19 protein-coding genes are annotated in these 24,280 nt (G+C 36.6%); all 19 read right to left on the reverse strand.

All coding sequences use genetic code 11. The features are described 5' to 3' along the window. Positions 1-101 precede the first annotated feature (101 nt). The 19 genes from PSH50_RS09065 to PSH50_RS09155 all read right to left on the reverse strand — a co-directional run bounded on the left by PSH50_RS09065 (position 102) and on the right by PSH50_RS09155 (position 24,278). Complete coding sequence (locus PSH50_RS09065) at positions 102-1,934, reverse strand: hypothetical protein (protein WP_273609543.1); 1,833 nt, start codon at positions 1,932-1,934, stop codon at positions 102-104. Positions 1,935-2,034: 100 nt separating this feature from the next. Beyond that, a complete protein-coding gene (locus PSH50_RS09070) occupies positions 2,035-3,336 on the reverse strand; it encodes a tetratricopeptide repeat protein (RefSeq protein ID WP_273609544.1) in 1,302 nt (433 codons plus the stop codon). A gap of 22 nt (positions 3,337-3,358) precedes the next feature. Then, a complete protein-coding gene (locus PSH50_RS09075; RefSeq protein ID WP_273609545.1) occupies positions 3,359-4,276 on the reverse strand; it encodes a hypothetical protein in 918 nt (305 codons plus the stop codon). A 13-nt stretch (positions 4,277-4,289) separates the two neighbouring features. Further along, positions 4,290-5,420, reverse strand: coding sequence for a hypothetical protein (locus PSH50_RS09080; RefSeq protein WP_273609546.1), 1,131 nt, complete (start codon positions 5,418-5,420; stop codon positions 4,290-4,292). A gap of 59 nt (positions 5,421-5,479) precedes the next feature. Further along, complete coding sequence (locus PSH50_RS09085) at positions 5,480-6,220, reverse strand: sulfotransferase (RefSeq protein WP_273609547.1); 741 nt, start codon at positions 6,218-6,220, stop codon at positions 5,480-5,482. A gap of 8 nt (positions 6,221-6,228) precedes the next feature. Next, positions 6,229-7,287, reverse strand: a complete 1,059-nt coding sequence (locus tag PSH50_RS09090; protein WP_273609548.1) for a glycosyltransferase — start codon at positions 7,285-7,287, stop codon at positions 6,229-6,231. A gap of 14 nt (positions 7,288-7,301) precedes the next feature. Further along, positions 7,302-9,785: a glycosyltransferase family 2 protein gene (locus PSH50_RS09095; protein ID WP_273609549.1), complete on the reverse strand. Its 2,484-nt coding sequence runs from the start codon at positions 9,783-9,785 to the stop codon at positions 7,302-7,304. Between the two features lie 102 nt (positions 9,786-9,887). Continuing rightward, positions 9,888-11,006: a hypothetical protein gene (locus tag PSH50_RS09100; RefSeq protein WP_273609550.1), complete on the reverse strand. Its 1,119-nt coding sequence runs from the start codon at positions 11,004-11,006 to the stop codon at positions 9,888-9,890. After that, the gene (locus tag PSH50_RS09105) at positions 11,003-12,157 is read right to left on the reverse strand and encodes a glycosyltransferase family 2 protein (RefSeq protein WP_273609551.1); all 1,155 of its coding nucleotides are present in this window, start codon (positions 12,155-12,157) and stop codon (positions 11,003-11,005) included. Before PSH50_RS09105 ends, PSH50_RS09100 begins: the two co-directional genes overlap by 4 nt. Positions 12,158-12,172: 15 nt before the next feature. Then, positions 12,173-13,243, reverse strand: coding sequence for a hypothetical protein (locus PSH50_RS09110; RefSeq protein WP_273609552.1), 1,071 nt, complete (start codon positions 13,241-13,243; stop codon positions 12,173-12,175). Then, complete coding sequence (locus PSH50_RS09115) at positions 13,236-16,055, reverse strand: glycosyltransferase family 2 protein (protein ID WP_273609553.1); 2,820 nt, start codon at positions 16,053-16,055, stop codon at positions 13,236-13,238. Before PSH50_RS09115 ends, PSH50_RS09110 begins: the two co-directional genes overlap by 8 nt. Before the next feature lie 9 nt (positions 16,056-16,064). Further along, positions 16,065-17,150 carry a dTDP-glucose 4,6-dehydratase gene (gene rfbB, locus PSH50_RS09120; RefSeq protein ID WP_273609554.1) on the reverse strand — a complete coding sequence of 362 codons (1,086 nt, stop codon included), beginning with the start codon at positions 17,148-17,150 and terminating at the stop codon, positions 16,065-16,067. 63 nt (positions 17,151-17,213) lie between these two features. Further along, positions 17,214-18,110 (reverse strand): dTDP-4-dehydrorhamnose reductase, encoded by an 897-nt coding sequence (gene rfbD / locus PSH50_RS09125; RefSeq protein ID WP_273609555.1) that lies wholly within the window; start codon positions 18,108-18,110, stop codon positions 17,214-17,216. Positions 18,111-18,132: 22 nt separating this feature from the next. Further along, positions 18,133-18,678 carry a dTDP-4-dehydrorhamnose 3,5-epimerase gene (gene rfbC / locus PSH50_RS09130; protein WP_273609556.1) on the reverse strand — a complete coding sequence of 182 codons (546 nt, stop codon included), beginning with the start codon at positions 18,676-18,678 and terminating at the stop codon, positions 18,133-18,135. A gap of 12 nt (positions 18,679-18,690) precedes the next feature. After that, positions 18,691-19,602, reverse strand: coding sequence for a glucose-1-phosphate thymidylyltransferase RfbA (gene rfbA, locus PSH50_RS09135; protein WP_273609557.1), 912 nt, complete (start codon positions 19,600-19,602; stop codon positions 18,691-18,693). 54 nt (positions 19,603-19,656) lie between these two features. Beyond that, complete coding sequence (locus PSH50_RS09140) at positions 19,657-21,090, reverse strand: lipopolysaccharide biosynthesis protein (RefSeq protein ID WP_273609558.1); 1,434 nt, start codon at positions 21,088-21,090, stop codon at positions 19,657-19,659. Between the two features lie 2 nt (positions 21,091-21,092). Beyond that, the gene (locus PSH50_RS09145; RefSeq protein WP_273609559.1) at positions 21,093-21,743 is read right to left on the reverse strand and encodes an ABC transporter ATP-binding protein; all 651 of its coding nucleotides are present in this window, start codon (positions 21,741-21,743) and stop codon (positions 21,093-21,095) included. A gap of 21 nt (positions 21,744-21,764) precedes the next feature. After that, positions 21,765-22,550, reverse strand: a complete 786-nt coding sequence (locus tag PSH50_RS09150) for an ABC transporter permease (RefSeq protein WP_004585804.1) — start codon at positions 22,548-22,550, stop codon at positions 21,765-21,767. Next, entirely contained in the window at positions 22,551-24,278 is a 1,728-nt protein-coding gene (locus tag PSH50_RS09155; protein ID WP_273609560.1) for a polysaccharide biosynthesis/export family protein, read from the reverse strand. It abuts the gene before it with no gap. Positions 24,279-24,280: the final 2 nt, after the last annotated feature.

The raw sequence follows: 24,280 nt of genomic DNA on the forward strand, positions 1-24,280 counted from the left end.
CTGAAAAAAACTACATACTGGGCCTAAAAAAGATATATGTGTACTCTCATGTGTAAAATAAAAACTTCTGTTTAACATTCAGCTCTCAAAACAATTTTAGGTTAATTCATAACATCAGGTAATTTGAATGTGTTCTCAACTTCAATAATTTCAAAGTCTCCTTTTTTAGGAAATTTAAATAGCTCCCCAAATTGCCAATGCTCTAACTGATGCAAAACCTCGTTCATAAACTCAACTTTATGGGCATTGGATGAATTTCTTAATTTCGACTTAAAATTATCCGCACGAATAAAATTCATATGGTGCATAACTAATGTATGCTCCTCAAATAACTTAAAATTACCTTCTTTGTTAATAACTCTTCTTGTAGGATCAACATTATCAACCGGAAAGTACCCACCCCTTTTAAACTCAGTATTGCTATCTAGCCTACAAATAAAGCTGACATTAGTCTTGTCTTTTAGCAAAGAACGATAAGTTGGCTTTTTTAAATAAAAGTAACTTGGGCATGCTGAATATGAAATGTCATGTTTTAAAATATACCGTTTGGCAGCATTAAATTTATTACGCTCATAAAATTCGTCTGTATCCATTATCAAAAAGTGAGTGCAATTATTATTTCGTGCTAACCTTTCTCCTAGCTTTCTCTTTTTGAATTCATTCTCACTAGGGGAAAGAGCAAAATCAGGCGTGTACAAACTTACATCATCAACTAAACCATTTTGAATAATTTTATTAAGTATACTTTTAGCTTTAGGGGATATCTCATTACCATGATTAGATATATCTTGATATACAATCGAAATGTGCTCAGCCACTTTCCTCATGTTAAATACATTTTGATAGAAATATTCTTCACCGTTAAAAAAATTAAATGAGATAGAAAGTTTCATTTCATTTTTTTTGCTATTATCAAACGTACTTTTATAATTCAGTTTGTCAGTAAGATTTTTAACTTTATCGCTAAGCATTTTATTTTTTATTAACAGCTTCTCGTATATTGCGGCATCTTGAAAAAAGTTAACTGCGCATTCTGAGTTATAATCTTCTATATCTTCAACTCTTTTTAAAAGCTGATTTAAGTTTTTATTTAAAGAATATTTATTATTTGCTAATTCTTTAAAAAACTCTATATCGTATTGCGCATAACCACTCTGTATTTCCTTTACTATTTCTTCTGCAGTCAACTGACGTCGACTTGCTCGACCAGAGTAATTAAATCGCTCTTCCGCCAAGTAGTTATCTTTATTTAAAAACCCGCAACCCCCAAACTTATCATACAAAAAAACTGGTACCCCTAAAGCCATACAATGTTGTACCGTTCTTCCCATGGTAACTACAACATCAAAACCTAATAAAAGCTGAGGAGTAACCAGCCTAGAATTACCAAACTCTGTACGCCCCAAAAAAGTCACGCTAATCTCATTTAAACTTAAAAGCTTTTTAAGCTCTGTATGCAATGAACTCGAATGGTTCGTTATTATTGCAACTTTACTAATTTTAGTAGGTAAAGCCTTAGTAGGTACATCACAAAAAAAACTGTCGGCTACTGAGTTAGGGAAAATCAAACTGTCATCCTTACAGACATAACCGTGATTAAAATAATGTTCTAGAGTCTCGTGTGAGTTAAAGCAACCCAGCCCAAAAACCCCCTTATTTATAACTGGTGGTGTCTCAAACGGTTCCGAAGGGCCAAGAGAAAAGTAAATCAACTTTTTTGGTTTAAAGCCATCTTGTAGTAACGCTTTAATTGTAAAAGGATGAAATGCTATAGCTAAATCAATCGTTTCATAAAGTTCATGCGGTAAGCTCCCAACAAATACTTTTACGTCTAACCCACTAAAGCAGCTCTGTATAGGATAAGAATACTCTCTAGTTACGATGACTATTTCGTGACTTTGTTTTATTAGCTCTTGAGTAAAATCAAGTACCATACATTCCGATCCGGAGAACCTTACTAAGCTATAACAAGATAAAAGAACTTTCAAAGCAACTCTCTTAAGCTAATGATAATATTATTGAGTAATATAACCATTAGCTAGTATACAAATAATTATATAGGCTTTCAGCATCATTAACTTCGTCAAGCATAACTACTTGAGCCTTACTGCCGTACAACTCGCTTATAGTTTTTTTCAATTTGGAGATATCATCAAGAAAATAAAACTCATTATCTATCTGCATGTATTTATAGTTTTGTGTATTACCAATGACAAACAAAATTCGCTCTGCCTTATTACATAAAGTCATCATACGCTTTATTCTTTTAGTTAATACAGCATTTACTTCAGATAAATTAGTATTCACATCATAAACACCTTTGGATTTTTCTACACTTGCTTTTCTATGCCAATTATAATGCGCAAGTACAAACCCATTTTCATTATCTAAAGTATAATACCCATAAGTACTATCTAAATACCGACCCAGATTACTTCCTTGTTCAACAGCTTTATTAATTTCATTATAACTAGACACAGCGAACTTAATACCTTGCCCATACTTAGCACTTAAATACTTCTCATCTTTTATGCATACATTGTGGCTTTTAACGTTTAAATTAACTTCACCTTTTATTAAAACATTAGCTACTGAATCAGGCGGGAAAAAACCACTATCAAAAGGCATGCTTGGCTGGCTAAACTTTAGACTTTTATACAAAATACCCTTTGTATAGCATCTAAAACCAGCAGGTATAAGCGCAAGCTCTCCGGAGAATAATGCAGACCGAATTAACACTTCTTTCTCTGAGAAGTTAAATTTGCAATTATCTTCATCTAAAAGTAGGTGCTTTATTCTTAACGCATTATTTGCGTCGCCTAGTTTTATATATAGTTCACTAAGCTGAAAGAAATACATAGAATTGTCGCTATCAATATTGATAGCAACTACGATATGATGTATGGCTTTATCAATTAAACCTTGAACTTCAAATAACTTACTTAACCTAAAGTTACATCTATGTGAAGTATTATCAATTTTCAAGCTAAATTTATATTCTTCTTCAGCTTTATCATAGAGCTTGTCTCTAAAGTAAAAATTGCCTAATAACTCGTGATACTTAGGATTTTGTGAGTCAGACTCTAGAGCACTATTAATACAATCAAGACTCTCTTTAAGCTTCCTTTCTTTGTTTAACAATAGAGCAAGACGATAATATGCCTCTCCATACTTTGGAGAAATAGAGATGGCCTTATGAAAATACTTAATAGCTTCACTATCAATTTTCTCCTTTTGATATATGACGCCTAGCTGGAAATAGGTTTTACCTAGGTTTTTGCTACACTTTATGTCTTCTTCTAATTTTTTTACTTTTAGTAAAACATCTGCATTCATGGGTAACGAACCTTAGTAAAACTCAACAAAATTGCATTAATTTGACAAGCAATACTTCATTTAGAGCCTTATTATTCTCGACTATCTTTGGAATAGACTCTTTAAACTCAACCGGATATTTTCTATTGTTTAGACTTGTTAAGATATTTCTTATAGTAATTTGGCTAACTTTATAATCTGTTGCAATTAATTTATATTGAAATTTCTCATAATCATTTAAAGAAAGGTATTCTAGGCCTTCAACCCAAACTCTATCTACCTCTTTTAAGATACAGTCCATAGGTACATGTTCTATGCAAAACTTGTTAAAAAAATGTTTTATTCCATATATAGTATTAAATGCAGAAATACTTCCATGCCCAGAATACTTCAAATCACATGGAATAAGAGATGTATTTTCGAGAATCACTTTTGCATGCTTTCCATCTATATGATCACTATCAAAAAAGATAATACCGGCTTGATTTTGCAAGTTACCTTTTAAAATCTCACTTTTAAAAGGTAAGAGAAGTTTCGACTCACCCTGCCAACGCGTGTCGTTAATCTGGCTCATAAAACAAGTGTCTAAAGAGGCTTGAGGTGAAAAAGAAAATGCATAAGAAGCATTTAAATGATTTGCAAAATTTAAAGCTGCAAACCCTCCCATTGAGGAGCCATACGTGAAGACTAAACCTTTCATGCGTTTTAAAACTACATTTAGTCTTGTAATGGCTAACCTACTTACACCTTGATACCAATCATTTTTATTACTTACAAAAGATATATAATTAAAATCTAACTTCTGAAAAGCATTTTTGCCAAATTCTCGATTAAAATTTCGTACAGTACTATATGATTCTTCTCTATTAGAAAAAGCCACAAGCGTTGGGAAGTTAATATTTTTATAATAAAGTTTAATGCAATAGTTATTATCTTTAAATACTTCTTCGTACTCTTCCATACATCAGTTGCCTTTAAGGATTTAAGATCATATTGTACTGCTTCGCTATAGTGTAAATTGAATTATGATGCTTCAAAGCATTTGTTAGCTCCAAAGCATGCAACAGACACTCCTGCCCCATGATTTCATCCTCTAATTTCAAATACCCCTCACCTAAAAGAAGATAAGCATTAAAATCTTCAGGCCAAACATTAACTACATTATGTAGGCACTGTATAGCTTCATCTATACACCCTTTGTCTAACTTATTTCTAGCGGCAGTAATTAGCTCCTCTCTCTTCCCTCCTTTAATTTTAGAAGATAGCCTTTTATCTACTAAAAAACTTGCTGCGACTCGGTGCAATCTTTTTTCTTCTTGTTTAGCTACTGCTTCGATCACCATTAATAAGGCTCTATACTCAAAGCTAAAATAAAAAAAGATACCACTGAACTTTTTATGCTCGATTAGCTTTAAAAATCTATCTTTATAACGATTAACACCCCAGTTAAAAGTATCACCAATAAGATATTCATCTCCTCTATTTACACTATACCTTCCAACTGAATCACGATTTAAAGAAATATGAATACCACACAATGGTCTATGCCTAAATTGAGTAGGTACCATAAAACCTTTACGTGTCATTATTTCATAAAGTACATTTTCATCGTTTCTTGCATTTAGGTTAATATCTTTTAAATCAGGTAGAGGATACATTTTTTCAAATGGGCAAAAGTGTAGTCCGGTTAAGCGAGGAAATTGCGTACTCTCAGTACCTTTTCGTATAATGTTACTAAATGGTAGGTTATGTTCATCCATAAACCCTTTGTGTAACTCTAAAATATCCTCAAAGATTAGGACATCAATGTCACCTATATACACGTAATCAGATTCTGTAACAGGTTCCTCAATGAAACGCACAACATGTGGTTTACATTTCACTTTGTTTTTAACAGTTAACGATTGTCTAAACACGACTTGTCCTGGAAAAGCCTCTTCAAGAGCCTTAATTCCATCACCGTATTCATCTATAAATAGCTCTAAGTCTTCTAGAATTATTTCTACCTTAGAGTTCGGGTTTGCATTTAAGGCAAAAAAAGCGTAAGGAAGAGCAAATAAGCTATATGCATTATTTGCATATGTAAAAAAAAGTAATCTAGGCATACTATTCTCATTTTAAAGGCGGTTGATATAAACGCATTAAATAAAGCTTTTTAAAAACGCTATAAATTAAATAGTTCAAAGTATAGTGATTTATTAGCTTTTTCTTTAATATACTGCTCTTGTCCTTCAAAAATAAGTTTGCTTTTATTTTTAATATGACTTACGTACTTTTCTTGTAATTTTTTATGCTCAAGTATCAACTCTTCATTATCAGATAAATCTAAATATCTAATGATCTTTAGCATTTCCTCATCACATGCATAGGACTCGGAGTCAAAAAGTTTGCTATAACTAACTATACAAATATTTTTGTTTTCACTTTTCGCTTTTGCAGCAATTAATAAAGATTGATTCCATATTTCTACCGCTTTTTTATAATTATTCTCTTCTGGCCACTTATCCTTTGGATTACTCGCCCTAACATTAAATGATGATGCCACATCCTCTATATCCCTCATTATAAATAAAAACCGACCATCCTCACCAAAGTTTTCAAAAAGTGATGGCCAAAATTTATATAGTTGAGGATATTTATCGCCAACAATGGAGCTACCATCAAATTTATTTGATAACTTTTGATAAAAATCGACATACTTGCCATTTTTATCATCTATATTAGTTTGAGTGGAATCAAATCTAAAAAAATTATCTTTGGTAAACATTTCTTTTGTTACAGAATTTTTACTATAACAAAACTTAAACCTTTCCATCCCTATTGCTACTCGTTCATGTGTTGAAAGTAGCTCTGTGAGAGCAGACGTTCCCGAGCGAGGGGCACCACCGATAAACAAATATTTCATAACTAACCTTATATAGAACTAAACAATTTAACTTCTGAAATTGCAGCTTTTCTAACCGAAAAATTTTGTGAACGATCTATAGCTTGTTGCTGCAAATCAACTTTTTGGTCTACTGGTAAATCGATAAACTTGGAAATGGTATTATAAATTTCCACTTCATCTCGTGGGTCCACAGCAAAGCCATTTTCATTATGCTTTATGTACTCATCAGTACCACCAAACACTGGAACTAATGATACACAGCCACACGCCATGGCTTCTAGGCCGGTACGCCCGAATGCCTGATAGTCAGATAAATCTATGAATAAATGGCTTTTTCGTAGCAAGCCCGATACTTGGTTTCTTGTTAGTACACCATGATTGTAATATTCAAAGTCACTCGTAAGGTTATTTTCAAAAATAGCCTCGTCGGTACAGCCAAATACATTAATGTTTACTTGATGTCCGAATTGCTCTTTTATATTTTTTAAAACTCGCATTGTTCGCTCTGGTGCACGGCGCGGCGTACTAGGGCGTACCATTGCTGAAATCCATATTTGTGATTCTGACTTATTTAAGCCTGGGTAATACACATCATGATCTATGCTTGGCGCTACTTTTTTTACCTCTATGCCATGGTTTTCAGTTATAACATTGCGGATCCAGTCTGTTTTTGCAAATACAGTCATATTTGGCAACATTGTATAACTTGCATGGGCCTCAGCCCACAATGGGTTATCTGGCAACACAAATAAGGGCTCGTAATCTTGTGCGTAATAGGCTACACGCGGTTTGTTTTTAACTTTTTCGAGTGCATTTTTTACTAAGCGGACAGAAGTAAAAATAGTACATACTACAGTTGTTGCGTTCGCTATATGGTCGGCGAGACTCTGCTCGTCAAAAAACTCAACAACATTACGGCTAACATTTGGCATATCACTGTAGCAGGTTAAAAAGCTAGGGTAGTTTTCACGGTTAACCGCTATTTTAGTTTCAATTCCCATTTTATTTAATTCGTTTACTTCTTGTGCTACTGAGTGCGCACCGCCGCCGCCGCCTTTAACAGGTAATACGTATAATAATTTCATAGTTTTCTCCTAATTTACTCTGCTAATGACACTGCAAGTTGCTTACGTAGCTCTACTAAGCTTGGGTGCTCAAAAATACGCTTAGTTACATCACCCCAATCAACATCTGGGTGTTTTTTCTTTAGGGCTGCACTGCCTTGTTTAGCTAATTCTTTACGTTTAGTGTGACCAAAACTTTTTGATTTAGCATGAAATACGTATGTATCATCTGCTATTAATAATGTGTATCCGCCTTTTACAGCCCTAGCACACATATCGTTCTCTTCCCCATAACCTATAGGAAAAGCCACATCGTCTAGTAAACCAATATTGTCAAGCATCCGGGTATTTATTAGTTGGCAAAAACCATTTATTACACCAACTTCTGGGTAATCACGCTGCGAAAGTTCAGCTATTTTGTTGGCTACATCGTCAATTGTCATATTTTTTGGTAATGGGTTTAGGTGCCAATCACCACTAGCATCGTGCACTTTAGGGACAGACTGCCAGCTTGCAGCGTTACTTAAAGCACCAACCATGCCAACATTATCTTGGCTTAGCGCGCAATTCATTAACTTGCCTAGCCACCCTTCACTAACAATAGTGTCGCTATTAAGCACAACCACCCAGTCAGCATTAGAATGTCCAATTCCTTTATTTACCGAACGGGTATAGCCAATATTTTCAGGGTTTGTAATCACCTCTAAATGATTATAACTACTATTAAAAGCGTCAAGCATAATTGCTGTTCTTTCATCCTGGCCATCATTAATTACTATTACCCTATGCAGTAAATCTGTTTTTTCTATTAATGAGGATAAGCAAAGTAATACATCGTCACATGCATTATAAACAGGCACTATAATATCTACGAATGGAAACTCTCTTGATGGTCTTGTTAATTTATGAGGTGTTAACGCGCTAATATGGGCGACAAACTCATTATTACTTTTAAGTGTAATTTCATTATCGTGTTTTATTAGATTTTGTTTATTTTCAGGTTTTATTGCTTTTTCCGATGACCAAGCATCTAATCCTTTTAATACACTTAACTGTGCTGTGATACTCTTATCTTCAAAACGTAAGCTACTAGGAGTTATTGACTCAGTTTCTACTAGCTGAGATTTTTCATTATTAGACTTAGCGATTAAAGAAACGCCATATACACTTATATCGTTATCATTAGGTAAATCGATTGCTAAAGTTAAAGAAGGCATTGCAAGAGAGCTGTTAAGCATTTTATTTATCTCTATAGCATCAATATTTAAGCTAATTTTTTCTCGGTTGCTAACTACTCTTTTGCGGACAATGTTATATATCACTGCATCATTATGTGCATCGCGTGCAATTATATATATTCTGGGTAAAGTTACCTTTTTCCCTAAGCCTGTTGCTTCAATATCCAGCTCGAATTGGTAGTTAATCTCATTTAAACTTTGTTTCGCAAATGGAATAATTAACCGTGCGTATCCATCAAGCTCTTTAGAGCGGACTCTTAGCCCAAATTGAGATGTAATTGTGGCACCTAAAGGATCATTTTGACTATTATCACTAATAGCAGCAACTGCAACCTTGCCTTGATTAGCCTTATTCATTTCTAAAAGCCAATTTTCGGCTAATTCTTGGCCTCGTTTTAATTGATTAAAAACAATTCCATTAGGCCAACTTTTTAAGTCACCATTTTTTATAATATTATTTGTAGTAAAGTCTGTTTCTTCAGGAGTTGCTGTTTGTTCAATTGGCTCTAACAATTGTTCAGATAACTGAATCATTGCTATATCTATAAACCTACGGCCATGATGCTTTATTGTAAAAGATAAATCTAATTCTGCGCTTAATAACCCTTCGACATACTCTTCTTCTAACTCAACCACTAAATGTTGCCACTTGTGAGTCAAAAGAATCGGCTCATTAAGAACCCTTTGACCGCTTTTATCTGTAAGAACAAGGTGTAAGTGGCTATCATGCGAAGCCTTACCAACTACAGCGAGTTTGAGCGTTTTAGCTTGGCAGTTATCAAAATTTAATGAAGGCGTTAAAAATAATTGATGGCGTGTATTGTTAATGTCTCCAAATGAAAAGCGCGTATAATAACCGCTGGCGTGTTTTATTCCCTTAGGTGCAATAAAGTTTGCTAAAGAAAGGCCAACCCGATGATTAGTTGCAATACTCCAATCTGTAATCGAATTTTGATCTTGGAGTGCGAGGTAATCATTTTTTATAATATTAACTTTGCTAGGAATATAAGCTTCGTATGAGGCTATTATTAAGTCCCCTTGAGCTAATTTTATCGTAATACTACCCACTTTAGAGTTTAAAAACTCTGTTACATCAATGCTAAAACCTGCGGCCTTGTCTGTGATTCCTAAATCTAAAATATCTTGCCTTAAAAATAGTTCATTAATATCAGTTACAGTATCACCATCAATGACAATACTTACAGGCTTCTCGTTATCAGTTACTAGCCAACCATTTACGATTCCATTGGAGTAAGAATCAATACATCCTTTGATATGCATATTATTTATCTCTTGTAATTAACGTACTTTACAGCGGTGTGTAAAACAAAGTTTTTATTATCAATATTATGAAGCTGAACCTAATGATTAGGCAATCGCATATTAACCTACAATATTTAGCTTATCTTTATACTCAGCCAACTTATGCTTAATTACTGGACCCTGCGGCCTTAGGGTATAAGCTCTTTTCATTAAATAGTAAGCCATTGTAAGGTCTTCCTTTTCAAGACTAATTGCTTCATCACGTAACTTGTTGACGTATTCACTATCTTTCGTTTTTTGAGCCTCTTTTATTCCATTAAAAATAGAGGTAATAGCTTTATTTGCAGTTAACTCATCCCAAGTATTGTTACCTTGTTCCGGGTAGTCATCAAAATCATCTTTAAACAAACCACCTTGAGCAATTTCAAACTCATTATTCAATTTTTGATTACTAGCAATGAACTGCTTGTAAAAGCTTTCCGCCGCTGATTTAGGAGGTAGTAATTTACCTTCATTAGAAAGGTTCTCTCTTATTTTTTTTACTAAACTATCATCATTTAAATTGCTTAAGTTGATTAATTGGCCAACTTTTGTAGCCTCAAAGCCTAAAGATTCATTTACTCGGACAGAGTTAACACCCGATAAACCTACTAAATTACAAAAATCGGCGACCACATCCTTTTTTACTAACTTTTCAGGTTCGAAAATCCGAACTTTTATATTCTGTTTACCAAACGCTTCAGCCCAAACCACACTTCGTTGGTAGTAATTTAAATACTCGCTATTTTTTATATCGAAAGGACAAATAGCAGCGCCGTAATATGCTGTTGAGGGTTTGTTTTTGCCTTTAGAGCCCTCTTGATGATAAGAAACCATTTGTTTATCCTGCCGCCTGATATAGGTTATGACATCTACATCAAACCCTTTTAGAGCACGCGCAACACTCTCAACAGCTTCTTGTGTGTAAAACCATGCAAGTGCTTCTATTGAAATTATTATTTTATCTTGCTGTACCTTTTTTAAAAGTTGATTTAATTTAACTTCATCTTTAATTGTTGGGTTTTTAAACCCCCTTAAATCAACCCACTTTTGGGGTAGCGGCCTCTCAACTCCATCAAAGTCTTGACAAAAATAGAAAAAACCCTGCTCTTCTATTTTACCTTTTGCATCAAAAAGTGATTGCTGAATAGAAGAGGAGCCTGTTTTATGAATACCGATATGGAGATAGATTTTTTTCATTTATTTAACTCTTTTAAATACTGCGCTATTTTTCTTTTTATTGTTTGCCCTTCAGGGCGTAATACCTCAGCAGCCTTCATTAACTTAAGGCTTAACTCTAAGTTAATTTTTTCTAAGCTAATAGCTGTATCTCTTAAAGAACTATAAGAGGTACACTCATGGCTATATATATGTATAACCTCTGGTAAAAGAGCTGTTCCTTTCAATACTTGTATGTATTTACTGATGTGTTCAACAATAATATTTTTATCAGCTTTAAGTATTTTTTGCGCATTATTTAGAGCTTCACTTTTGGCCAATTCAATATAAGCTTCAACTGGCTTTCTATGTTTTTCTAAGTAATCAAAGTAGCTTTTGATTTTAATAGCATCAAGCTCAATTATTTGCTGATAATCTTTGTGAAAACCCCAGCGATTATCCTTAATTGGGAGGGTACTTGATGGCCTCTGCCTTGTAAGTAGAGCTAAATACTCTTGCTCTGAACGTAACATACGGTGAAGAATCAATGAAGATTGCGAACTTGTGTTTATTTTAATTCTTTGTGTTTTATCATCTATGCGCTGTGCTACTTCCCCATTAGCATCTAAGTGGATTACATTACTCTTATTGACCTCTGGTATATGTAATAAATATTTCCCGATATTTTCGACCGCACTTCGAGAAAGAATACTTTTAACATTTTCTTTTACAGTAATATTAATATTCTTAAACGGGAGTTCGAAGGGCTTATCATCACCTGACTGTGCTGCCCAGGGGACTGATAGTATATCAAAGCTACCTTTGGAACTAAGATACTCATTTATGGTTTCACCAAAATTATACGAGAACCAAAACTCATCCGCATCTAAAGGAAAAAAGTGGGTTATCTTTTCATTATAACTAGCTTCATTTAATAAAAAGCAGAATGAATAATACTGTAAATACATATTGATCCCATCTTTATTTGGGAACATATCTAACCAAGTTGTATCAAATACTTTTATATTTTTATTATTAACAGAAAGTGCCTCTACAACTTTTTTAGTATCATCGCATGAACGATTAATAGCTATATATACTTCTCCAAACCCCATAAAAAAGCAGTGATTAATCCAGTCTGTAATATATGGCGCTTCATCTTTTATAACTGTTAATGCTGCTACATTTACCATAATAACTTCTCTTATTTATCTTCTATTTATTAAATGTTGATAAATTTCTAAATCTTTATCAATCAAAGGGTATAAACTTTTTTTAATATCATCCCTATTAGGATCAAGCCCAAATTTAGTATTTAGAACATTATCACGGCTATTTTCGCTTTTAACTTTAAAGCCATAAAAGTCTACAAGTTGATTGAGAAAGCCATCTATATCATCATCAAGTCCTACAAAGCGGAAATTTTTTAAGTTATGAATGGCATCAACAATATCCTCAACATCAACTTTAGGCTTTTGAATATTTTTGCGTATATATCGAGTTTGCGTATTATCGAACAGTAAAAATTCTGGCCCTTCAAAAGAGCTAATTAACTTACTAAGGCTATTTGCGCAACTGAAATCGCAATCGCTAAGTTTCTGGCTTAGGTTTTGTATATATTCCGGGTGATTTAAAAAGCGCTCGCGATTTTCAGGTAAAGCTAACGCTTTAACCCACGCTAAATGTGAAATAACATGGGAGTATGGCTCTCTGAAGGTAATTGCTTTCTCAAAATGCTTTAATAAGTTAACTTTATTAAACTGCGTAAGTGGCATATGTCCAGAAATGTAATTTACATCTAGTGCTTCAACTTTACTCCCCCAATCAGCTACAGATTCAACGTGCACTAAACTAGACTCAGCACCAAATGCATTAGTTAAAAAGTTATTTACTGTAGAACCCGCCGTTTTTGCGATATGCACAAACAGTAGTGGGCTGTAGGACATAATTGCGGCTACTGGATAGAGCTTATTATTAAGCTCAATACAAAGCTTATACTTAAATGGCTTCTCCATATCTAAATCGATAGGGATTTCAAATCCACAATTATTAGCATTCTTTACATTTGGATAAAGGCTTGGCAGGTTTGGCCTTAAATGATCACATGTAATAGCATGCTGCTCGTTAGTGGATGTATCAATAAATAATAATTTACAAGGTAAATTACTTTTATTGATAACCCAACCCTTTATCTTAGAGCTATTAACTTGGTACTCATCAAGATGAAAGTGAAACTCATCACTATTCCATTTTGTTGTATCGTAAATATATTTAAGCATTTATAGAAAAGTCTTCTCTTGCCAGTGTTAAATTAGGGCTATAGCTAGGATCTGTACTTTGGTCGGTCCCCCATGTAGCTTTCATATATTCCACTTCTTTATTAAAGCGCGCTACTTTTTCAGGATTATCTTCGGCACCACGGCTTATTGATTCATAATGGTATAGCTCTGCATATGGAGTCCATAAATTACGGTAGCCTGCGGCTTGTACTTTTAAGCAAAAGTCTACATCGTTAAAGGCAACGGTTAAGTCTTCTTCGTTTAAGCCTTTTACCTCATCAAACACTGTTTTGCGAACAAGTAAGCATGCAGCTGTCACTGCCGATAAGTTTTGTACAACATTTAATCGGCTAAAGTGTCCATGTTCATTTTTTTTATAATGCTTATGCGAATGCCCTGCCACCCCTCCAATCCCTATAATTACTCCTGCATGTTGGATAGTGTCATTATGAAAATACAACATTGCACCTACACAGCCTATATCTTCACGCAGCGCATGGGAGGTCATTTCAGTTAACCATTCTGGGTTTATGACTTCTACATCATTATTTATTAAGCCAATTACCTCACCTTTAGCGTGCTTAGCAGCAAAGTTATTAATAGCAGAGTAATTAAATGGGTAAGGGTAACGTAAAACCGTTACTTTTTCGTACTTACCTAGTTCTTCAAAATATTCAAGGGCTGTAGGGTCGTTTGAATTGTTATCAACCAATAAAATTTCATAATTTTGGTAGGTAGTTTTGTCCAAAATTGAATCTATTGCTTGTTTGGTAATTTCGTAGCCATTATAGGTAGGTATAATTAATGACACTAGTGGCTCATCACCATTTTCGTTAATAGCAGGCCAATTAACTTTATATATATTGGCATGCTTACCTTGCTCAACAGTGACCGGTTTATCTAGCACTTTAAAGTAATCTTCAAGTGCTTTTATGCCTGCCTCTGTGGTGTATGATTTTTCACCATGCCCTAAAGCAGTTGAGCCTTCCACAATTCTCCAGTGGTAAAGTACTTTAGGTATATGCACAATTTTTTTATGGTCTATTTCACGCGAGTAACGTAGTAGTAAGTCATAATCTTGGCTGCCTTCGTAGCCTTCTCTAAAACCACCAATTTTATTTACTATATCTGTTTTATACACACCTAAATGTGATACATAATTTTGGCTATATAGTAAATCTAGATTCCAGCTTGATTTAAAGTGAGGGTCGCATCGATTGCCCTGTTCATTAATTTTATCTTCATCGCTGTAGATAAATGAAGTTTCTGGCTCTTCGTTAAGTACCTTCACAATTTCATACAATGCATGCTGGCTCAGTTCGTCATCGTGATCGAGTAATGCAATCCACTCACCGGTTGCTACTTCAAGTGCACTGTTACTCGCCTGAGAAATATGGCCATTTTGCTCTCTAAAAACCACACTAATTTTTGAGTCTAAGCTTTGGTAATATTCTAGAACTTCTCTAACGTGCTCATGCGGTGAGCAGTCATCAGCTAAACACAGTTGCCAATTTGTATACGACTGCTTACGTACTGACTCTATACATTCAATAAGTAACTCTTTATCAGGATTATAAACAGGTACTACTATCGAAATAGTTGGCTGATGTTTAAACTGCTCTAAGTTGCTTTGAATTTCTAAAAAATTATCTTTTTCATTGTTCAAGCGCCACGCTTGATAAGGGTCAGCATTGAATTGTTCTGCTTTAGGTTGCCCATATTCGTTATAAACTCGCCCTTCTCTAAGCCCTGTAAATAACAAATGAGATAATAAAGGACCGCTCCACTTAGTTAGATCGGGGTTCTGTTCCAAATATAATGATGGGTTAAAATACGGAGAAGGTTTACGCCCCTCTTGCTCGCCATATTTCAAATAATGGTAAAAGGGATTAATACCTGTTGTGGCAATATCGTGATTGTTAGCTAAATAATAGCTTGAGTCAAAGTGTGGGTTTGGACTCTTTCTTTTAGCTGCACCTTTTATAATATAGTCAGCGATCAAACTTGTGTGGGTTAGCTCATCGCTTTCTAATTGCCCTAAATAGTAACTTTCATCCCATAAGCTAGAATCGGCTATAACCTTTTCAACATCCTCAAGTAATACCCCATCAACTAAGCCAATAGATTCAAGTAAGTCTTGACTACTAATTTCTAAAATATCTTCTTGAACAGTTTTCCCTTTATCACCTTTGGTTATAACTTTTAACGTCAAAGTATTCACTGAAAACCAGTGAGGCTGCAAGTCTCGTACATCGAGTAAATACTGAAACCCACAATTAGTATTGTTTACAATTTCTTGTAAATCACCTCTAGGTATATTACAGGTGGAACTCGTTATTTTAACGTTATTGATATAAATATCGGCCTTACTTGCCCCTTCACACCAGCCTGAGATTGAGTTTTCAACTAAGCCATCAAAGCAACAAGCAGTCTGCCTCTTTAGTAATTTAAAGTTTAATTCTTTACTTAATTGTTCCATGCTTAAAGGACATAGAGCCTCGTCTTCAATACTTTTCTTATAGACAAACTGCACCTTCATAGTAATTGAAGTTAGAGCGCACCATTCTTGCTTAATTTCGGATGCTTTTAATTTATAACTAAAACTAGCATTAGCGTTTTCTAATACACCTTGTAGGTCACTTCTGTGTTCATTACATGGTACTTCAGCTATCTTAACATCACCTAACCATATGATGGCTTTATCTGCACGTTGAGACCAACCACGTAAATAGCCTTCAACACATCCGTCTAAAAAAAATTTTGGCAGACTTGTATTTAACGGCACTTCTGTTTTTTTATATCGTTTAAACATGGCGTTCCTTTATTTAGCTAAAAGCGGCGTCCACCAAGCTTCGTTATCTAAATACCAATTTAGTGTTTTAGCAAAGCCGGTTTCAAAGCTTTCTGCTGGTACATAACCAAGCTCATTATTTGTTTTGGTTGCATCAATTGCATAGCGTCGGTCGTGCCCGGCACGGTCTTCAACATAGGTAATTAGTTGCTCTACGTTATTTTCTATTGCTGATTTTGCATTGGGGAAGCGCTTTGCAAGCTCTGGGTTTGTAGCAAACTTTTCACCCATTACTTTACATACTAATTTAACTATATCTATATTAGCCCATTCGTTATTGCCACCAATGTTGTAATTTTCACCAATGCGGCCTTTTTTAAGTACTAGCTCTATACCACGGGCGTGGTCTTCTACGTAAAGCCAGTCGCGAATTTGTTTGCCATCGCCATAAACAGGTAATGGTTTATCGTTTAAAATATTAGTAACAATGAGTGGTATTAACTTTTCAGGGAAGTGGTATGGCCCATAGTTGTTTGAACAGTTTGACGTAGTTACCTCAAGCCCATACGTATGGTGGTACGCACGTACTAAATGATCGCTCGCCGCTTTAGATGCAGAATAAGGTGAGTTTGGCGCATAGGCGGTGTTTTCGGTAAAGGCGGGGTCTGTTGCGCTTAATGTACCGTAAACTTCGTCGGTACTCACGTGATGAAAACGATGCGTTAAAGGCTTATTACCCGCCGCTTTGAGCTCGTCTATCCACTTTTTTTTAGCTGCTTTTAATAAGCTGTATGTACCTAGTATATTTGTTTCTATAAAGGCGTCTGGCCCTGTTATTGAGCGATCAACATGTGACTCGGCAGCAAAATGCACTATGGTGTTTAATTGGTGCGTATCTATTAGGTTTTCAATTAGGGCTGTATCGCAAATATCGCCATGCACAAAGGTCATGCTAGGGTTGTTTGCTACTAGGTCTAGGTTGGCTTTATTACCTGCGTAAGTAAGTGCATCTAGCACAATTACTTTGTCTTGCGGGTTTTGTGCTAGCCAATAATGTACAAAGTTAGCGCCTATAAACCCTGCGCCACCGGTTACTAATAGATTTTTTACTGTCATTTTTTTATTCCGTTTATAAATTTTGTTAAAGCTGTGAGCTACGAGCTAACGAGCTACGAGCTGCTAGTTATTAGCAAACTCTTTTAGCATTGTTTTTAATTGTGCTCGCCAGTGCACTGTTTTTACACCCGTTAGCTCTTCAGCCTGTGCTTTATTTAACACGCTAAATGCGGGGCGTTTAGCCGGTGTTGGGTAGCTTGCTGCCGGTATTGCACTAATAGGTATTGCTTTAGTTAATAACCCTTGCTCTATTGCTAGTTCTTGTATTGCAACTGCAAAATCGTACCACGATGCAACGCCTGCATCGGTCCAATTTAAAATAGTGGCTTTATTTACATTATTAGCTTGTGGTCCATTATTATTTTTAGTTACTAATGCCCATAGCATATTAGCAAGTCCTGCTGCCCAGGTTGGCGTGCCTACTTGGTCGCCTACTATACCTAATTGTTCTTTTTCGTTCATTAGGCGCAACATAGTTTTTACAAAATTATTACCAAATACCGAGTACACCCAAGCGGTGCGCACTATTGTTGCGTGCGCCCCTAATATATTGTTAATTTGCTGCTCGCCAGCTAGCTTTGATGCACCATACACCCCTAATGGATTGGTGGTATCGGTAGCGGTATAAGGAGTGGTATTTGTGCCATCAAACACAAAATCGGTCGATACATGTATTAACTTAGCGTTTATGTGCTTGCATACAGTCGCTAAATTAGCTGCACCTTGCTCATTTACTGCATAGGCGTTATCTACGTCGGTTTCGGCTTTATCTACTGCGGTATACGCTGCTGCGTTAATCACTATATCGGGTGAGTGACTAATTAAAAGCTCGTTTACCTGCTCTGCATTCGCTATGTTTAGCTCTTGGCTAGCAAAACATATTAGCTCTATATTATTTGGGCAGCTTTTTTGTAGCTCTGAGCCTAGTTGGCCATTTTTACCTGTTACTAATACTTTCATAATGACTACTTAACTGGTTAACTTAAAATGTTGGCGCATTTGTGAACGCAAGGCCTGCTTCGTCTTTTGCCGAAAGCTGCGGTAATTTACCTTCAACCAGTGGCCATTCTATATTAAGTGCTGGGTCGTCCCATTTAATTGATACCTCTGCATTTGGGTTATATACATCGGTACATTTGTAAACAAATTCAGCGCTTTCGGTCGTTACATAAAACCCATGGGCAAACCCTTCTGGCACCCATAATTGGCGTTTGTTTTCGGCCGAAAGTAATACCCCTACCCATTGCCCAAATGTCGGCGAGTCTTTACGCATATCTACCGCTACGTCATACACTTCGCCTTGGGTAACACGTACTAGCTTGCCTTGGGTATTTTGTGTTTGGTAGTGCAGGCCTCGTAGTATACCGTGCGCCGATTTGCTATGATTTTCTTGCACAAAGGTGCGCTCGCCACAGTGCTCGTTAAATAACTCTGTACGAAAAGTTTCCATAAAAAAGCCGCGCTCGTCGCCAAAAACTTGTGGCTCTATTATTTTTACGTCGGGTATTTTTGTTTGTGTAAATTTCATTGTTATTACCTATTAAAAAACGGTTTGATCTAAAAGCCCTAGCAGGTATTTACCGTAACCCGACTTTTTAAGTGGTTTAGCTAACTTTTTAAGTTGCTCTGCGTTTATGTAACCCATTCGGTAGGCTATTTCTTCTGGGCAGTTAATTTTTAAGCCTTGGCGTTTTTCTATTGCGCGAATAAAATTAGCGGCATCAAGTAAATCATCTAACGTGCCGGTATCTAACCAAGCGGTACCACGGCCCATTATTTCTACGTTAAGCTCTTTTTTTTCTAAATACTGCTCAATCACATCGGTAATTTCTAACTCGCCTCGCTCTGAGGGTTTTACGTTTTTAGCATATTCAACCACGCGGCTATCAAAAAAGTATAAACCTGGTACAGCGTAGTTAGACTTAGGTTTGTCGGGCTTTTCTTCTATTGATATAGCTTTGCCGTTTTGGTCAAACTCTACCACTCCGTACGATTTAGGGTTAGCAACGTGGTAGCCAAATACTGTTGCGCCTTGCTCACATGTTGTTGCATTTTGCAGCGATATTGATAAGTCGTGGCCATAAAAAAGGTTATCACCCAATACTAAGGCCGCGCATTGCCCTTGTAAAAAGTCTTCGGCTAACAAAAAGGCTTGTGCTAGGCCATCGGGGCTAGGTTGCTCTTTGTATTCAAAGCTAATGCCCCACGCGCTGCCATCACCCAGTAGCTCTTTAAAGCGCGGTAGCTCTGCTGGGGTAGATATAATGAGTATTTCGGTTATGCCCGCCATCATTAAGGTAGACACCGGGTAAAAAATCATGGGTTTGTCGTACACAGGCATTAGTTGCTTACTTACCACTTTTGTAAGCGGGTATAAACGTGTGCCCGAGCCGCCCGCTAATATAATGCCCTTACGGGCCGACTTGTGCTGTGGCTTTGTTAAAGAATGCATATAGATTCCTGTCTATCTAATTATTTAATTATTATTTGCGCGCTAAGCATTTTGCTACCTGAGCTCTTTTACTGTTGCTAAAATTATTCTACCTATGCCAAATAGCATTAATTGCAGCACTGCAAATAGCAAAATATTGTAAAACGTGTTTGGGTATTGGTGGTCTTGCGGTGTTGTTGCCGATTCAACCACTACTAAATATTTAAGCTGCCTGTAGGCTTCTATTCTGGCTTTATCAAGCGATACCTCAGATGCGGTATAACCCTTTAAGGCAAGCTCAAGCTCTATTTTTAAATCAGAAAACTGGGCTAACACTTGGCTTACCGCTCTGTTATTAGCTGTTGTATTGCTAGGCTCCGAACCTTGTTGCGAAAGCCTTTCGCGCTCAAGCTCTAACTGCGTTTTTAAAGCGCTTAGCTCTGCCTCAAGCATTACTACTTGCGGGGCTCTGTCGGTCATGGTTGAGCGCAGGCCTTTTAGCTGCGCACTTTTAGTGGCTATTTGCCCCTCAAGCCCGTAGGTAATTTGTTGCAGTGCTAGGCCTTCGGCCTCTGGGTCTAGCAGGTTATTTTTTTGCTGAAAGGCAAGTATATTTTTTTGCGCATCGCGCAGGCGCTGCTCTACCTTTGCGTGCTCTAAGCGTATAAATTGTAATTGTGCCTCTGCTAACTGATGGCCTATAGAATTTATATACCATTCTGCACGGTTAACTATTATTTGCGTAAGTGTGTTTGCAAACTCTGGGGTAAAACCTTGGGCTAATATTTTTAATACACCTGAGTCTTCATCAATTTCAATAGTGGTGTGGTCAATGTAGTAATTTAATAGTTCTTCGCTACTCGCGTTGCTACTCAACCCTGTAAAAATATCGCCATGTTTTTGATAGTGATCTTTTAAATTACTGTGCTGCTGCAGGTAGTTAAGCATATCTTGTGAGTGTATATAGGCTTTTGCTATTTCGCTATCGGCTGTTGAGCTACCACCCACGCCTAAACCGCTTAAAAGCGCCATAGAAGGGTCCATTGTGCTCATGCCGTCGGGTTGCTGAATTATTAACTGCGCTCGGCTCTCATACCTTGGGGCTGCTAAAACAAGCTGGTAAAAAGCAAATAATACAAAAGGTACAAGCAACAGCATAAACCACGGTTTGGTTAATAAATTTAGGCCCCGCTTATTGTTTAATTTTGCAATAGCAGTTTGCTTTATGTTTGGTTTTACCTTTTGCTCACTAGAGGTACTTGTTTGTGTTTGTTTTGCTTTATTATTTATTTTATTAGTAAGCCTAGCTAGCTCTTTGTTTATTTGCTCGCTTTTTGGGTTTAAATTGCGCGCGCGCTGCATTACACGCCTTGCGAGGTATACATCGGTTGGCTCTACTTGCTGGGCAAGCCCAATAAGCTTTTCGCCATTATCCCAAATGGCTTTATCGGTTTTTAAGCCTAGCTCCGTAAAGCGTTGCTCTATTTTTTTTACCGCTTGTTGACTCATAGTTATAATGCCTGGTAATGAGCAATTCCTTGCTCTAAATCGTTGTAAAAAGTAAGCTCGCCTTTATGCAATACTATGGCACTATCGCAAAAATGGCGTAGTTCGTCCATTTCGTGGCTAACCATAATAACATTGGCATTTTTACTTTTTTGTGTAAGCGCTTGGCGGGTTTTTTTTCTAAAGTTTGCATCGCCTACCGAGGTAACCTCATCTATTAGGTATACGTCAAAGTCTATACCTATTGAGCATGCAAAGGCTAAGCGGGGTTTCATACCGCTTGAATAAGTATTTACAGGTAAATCAAACTTTGGGCCTAGCTCTGCAAATTGGCGTACACGGCGCACGTATAAATCTAGGTCGGCTACGCCGTTTATCATGCCTATAAAGCGGGCGTTTTCGGCGCCACTCATTTGCGGGTGAATCCCTGTGGTAAGTGCAACCGGCCACGACAAATGTAGGTCGGTAATAATTTTACCTTTATTTGGGTACTCGCTACCTGCAAGCATTTTAAACAAGGTAGATTTACCCGCCCCATTTGAGCCTAAAATAGCAATATTATGGCCACTGGGTATTTCAAAACTTACATTTTTAAAAATGTATTGTTTACCTATTGCCGAGGGGTAATATTTAGTAATATTTTGCAGCTTAATCATATTATTTCCTGCTTCATAACATTACCTACTCACGGCCTGTTTCCAAGTAGCTTGGTAAACACACAAAGAAAAAAACAAACAAGTAAAAGCGCTTGAGAATAAATAAAATTCGCTAACTCCCTCATTCCCATAAGTAGGGTAAGCTGCATAGCGTGTTAACTCTATGGCATGCAAAATAGGGTTCCAATCTAGGTATGGCCAATATTCTTTAGGCACGTCTTGCAACGAAAAGAATACGCCTGATATAAAAAATAAAGGTCTTGTTAATATTCCTTGTACCTTCGAAAACTCTGGTATGTAACATTGTACAATCGCAAATAGTAACCCAAATGACATTGAAAATACCCATAATGCAAATATATTAAGAATCATAAAAAGAGGATCGCTTAGCTTTACTTCCAAGCCTATAAAATACATAAATATGAAAATACATACGAATACAGATATCTTAACTAAAAAATTAAAAAAGCCTGTAGCAAACACACTACTAATGGGCTGTACCTGTCTAAAAGCAAATAGCGATTTATTCTTTTTGATGGAAGAGGAGCAACTAGAGAGCGTTCCTAAAAACAACTGAATTAGTAGTAAACCATACATCATAAAATCAAATGTAGGGACAGTGTGCGTTTCGCCACCATCCATCCGCCCACGAATATAAGAAAGCATAATAATAAAACTTAACGGCTGTACAACTGCCCAAGCGAGCCCTAATTTATCGTTAAAGCCTGTGCGGATTTCGCGTACAAATAGGGCAAATATAACGTCGCGCCATATTGCCCAGTTATTACGTTTTAATACTGTGGTCATTTAGGTGGCCACATTTGCCGCAATAGCAATTTGATAAATTATTTGCGTTATGTCTTTAACCGATTGCAAAAATTTGGTGTCGACTTTTGGCAGCACCAAAATTTGGTCACCCGGCTTTAAGGTGCCGTAAGCATCAAGATCTATCATGCCGTTAGGGTGTATAACCATTATTTGGTCGTAATTGGCGCGCTCACTGTAGCCACCGGCCCATGCTATGTAGTCGTTTATTGTGGCATTGGGGTTGTACACTAATGCCTGTGGCATGAGTACTTCACCGCCTATGTGTATTAAATCTGTTTTTGCTGGTATGTGTATTACATCGCCTTGTTCTAGCCTAATATTGGCAACGTGACCTTGGTCGGCAATTACCACTTTACCTAGCGGTACAATTTTACGTGCACGCTCGGTAAATTCTAAAATCATTTTACCTTCTTCAGCGCGAATTTTTGCTTCACCATCTGATGAGGCTGGCGCTGTAAATACACTGCGTTCTAGTCGCTCAAGCGATTGGTCTATCATTTCTTTTTGTTTTTTAGCAACGCTTTTACGTTGTATGTAAATAGATTGGTAGTCGGCAAGTGATTTATCTATTTGTATATGCGCTAGTAGGTCGTGTAAGCGGGTATTTTTATTAACTGCAAAATACGAAGGCCCTAAGTAACTCCCCTCGACTTGTATATCGATAACTTGAGCACGTATGTCGTCGTTAAAAATTAGGCGGTCGCCATCTTTAAGCTCAAAGTTTTTAAATTCGTTATAGGGTAAGTAAACCGAAAATGGGCCATCTGCTCTGTCGCCTACTATGCCTACATGGCTTGCTTTTGCCAGCGGTAAAGCAAATTTTGCCAATTGTTCGCCGGTTGCTTGATTATTTAAAAACTCAAACCTAAATGGTGCACGTACACTACCCGACACAACCACAGTTGCCTTTTGGCGCTCGACTAATATTACGTCGTTATCTTTAAAATTAAATTTTGGTAGGTAGCCGGTAAGTATAAAGTCGTAAAGGTCTATATTTTGAATTACTTTATTGTTACGTAATACTTTTATTGAGCGGTAGCTACCACGCTCTGAATCTATTCCGCCTGCGCGTTTTAAGTAGTATAAAATGCTGTCGGAGGCTATACCTGCATATTGCCCTGGGCGTATTACGCTGCCACTTATATATACACTTACTGGTGTGGCAGTAAGTAGGTTTACATATATTTGTACGCTTTTTTTGTATACCTCTTTAATTTTATTACTTACGTAGGTATTTAGCTGACTTGCTTTTACATCGGCCACATATACAGGGCCAACATTGGTAATAAATAGGTTACCCTGATTATCTACGGTTACTACTTCCGATTGGTTAATTGCACCCCATAACCAAATTGATACTTTGTCACCTGGGGCTACTGTGTAGTCGTCGTTTAGCCCATCTAGGCGCTCGCTTTCGTATCCGCCGGCAAATAAATTAGCACCATACGGCGGTGGCAACCCCTGCTCTGAGCTAGGTAAAAGCTCCGCTGCTGACATTTCACCTGGTAATAATGTACCCGAGCGACCTTGCTTGCTAAATGTGCCATTTTGCAGCTCTGCATTAGGTAATTGCGTTTGTGTTGTGCCTGCGTTTTCGAGCTGTGTTAGCGACATTTGCTCGGCAGCGTTTGCGTTAATCGCTACAATAAACACTGAACTAATAATTATGTTTAAAACATATTTAAAGCTTTGGTTAAGGTTTTTCATAA

Source organism: Pseudoalteromonas sp. Angola-7, assembly GCF_028599255.1.
GTDB classification, from domain to species: Bacteria; Pseudomonadota; Gammaproteobacteria; order Enterobacterales; family Alteromonadaceae; genus Pseudoalteromonas; species Pseudoalteromonas atlantica.

What these genes read in the sequence shown, in the direction of transcription:
- PSH50_RS09085 (WP_273609547.1), bottom strand. Translation starts at nt 6,220, where the DNA reads ATGAAATATTTGTTTATCGGTGGTGCCCCTCGCTCGGGAACGTCTGCT.
- PSH50_RS09155 (WP_273609560.1), bottom strand. Translation starts at nt 24,278, where the DNA reads ATGAAAAACCTTAACCAAAGCTTTAAATATGTTTTAAACATAATTATT.
- PSH50_RS09100 (WP_273609550.1), bottom strand. Translation starts at nt 11,006, where the DNA reads ATGAAAAAAATCTATCTCCATATCGGTATTCATAAAACAGGCTCCTCT.
- PSH50_RS09115 (WP_273609553.1), bottom strand. Translation starts at nt 16,055, where the DNA reads ATGTTTAAACGATATAAAAAAACAGAAGTGCCGTTAAATACAAGTCTG.
- PSH50_RS09090 (WP_273609548.1), bottom strand. Translation starts at nt 7,287, where the DNA reads ATGAAATTATTATACGTATTACCTGTTAAAGGCGGCGGCGGCGGTGCG.
- PSH50_RS09110 (WP_273609552.1), bottom strand. Translation starts at nt 13,243, where the DNA reads ATGCTTAAATATATTTACGATACAACAAAATGGAATAGTGATGAGTTT.
- PSH50_RS09145 (WP_273609559.1), bottom strand. Translation starts at nt 21,743, where the DNA reads ATGATTAAGCTGCAAAATATTACTAAATATTACCCCTCGGCAATAGGT.
- PSH50_RS09070 (WP_273609544.1), bottom strand. Translation starts at nt 3,336, where the DNA reads ATGAATGCAGATGTTTTACTAAAAGTAAAAAAATTAGAAGAAGACATA.
- PSH50_RS09095 (WP_273609549.1), bottom strand. Translation starts at nt 9,785, where the DNA reads ATGCATATCAAAGGATGTATTGATTCTTACTCCAATGGAATCGTAAAT.
- rfbC (WP_273609556.1), bottom strand. Translation starts at nt 18,678, where the DNA reads ATGAAATTTACACAAACAAAAATACCCGACGTAAAAATAATAGAGCCA.
- PSH50_RS09105 (WP_273609551.1), bottom strand. Translation starts at nt 12,157, where the DNA reads ATGGTAAATGTAGCAGCATTAACAGTTATAAAAGATGAAGCGCCATAT.
- PSH50_RS09140 (WP_273609558.1), bottom strand. Translation starts at nt 21,090, where the DNA reads ATGAGTCAACAAGCGGTAAAAAAAATAGAGCAACGCTTTACGGAGCTA.
- rfbB (WP_273609554.1), bottom strand. Translation starts at nt 17,150, where the DNA reads ATGACAGTAAAAAATCTATTAGTAACCGGTGGCGCAGGGTTTATAGGC.
- rfbD (WP_273609555.1), bottom strand. Translation starts at nt 18,110, where the DNA reads ATGAAAGTATTAGTAACAGGTAAAAATGGCCAACTAGGCTCAGAGCTA.
- PSH50_RS09065 (WP_273609543.1), bottom strand. Translation starts at nt 1,934, where the DNA reads ATGGTACTTGATTTTACTCAAGAGCTAATAAAACAAAGTCACGAAATA.
- PSH50_RS09075 (WP_273609545.1), bottom strand. Translation starts at nt 4,276, where the DNA reads ATGGAAGAGTACGAAGAAGTATTTAAAGATAATAACTATTGCATTAAA.
- rfbA (WP_273609557.1), bottom strand. Translation starts at nt 19,602, where the DNA reads ATGCATTCTTTAACAAAGCCACAGCACAAGTCGGCCCGTAAGGGCATT.
- PSH50_RS09080 (WP_273609546.1), bottom strand. Translation starts at nt 5,420, where the DNA reads ATGCCTAGATTACTTTTTTTTACATATGCAAATAATGCATATAGCTTA.
- PSH50_RS09150 (WP_004585804.1), bottom strand. Translation starts at nt 22,550, where the DNA reads ATGACCACAGTATTAAAACGTAATAACTGGGCAATATGGCGCGACGTT.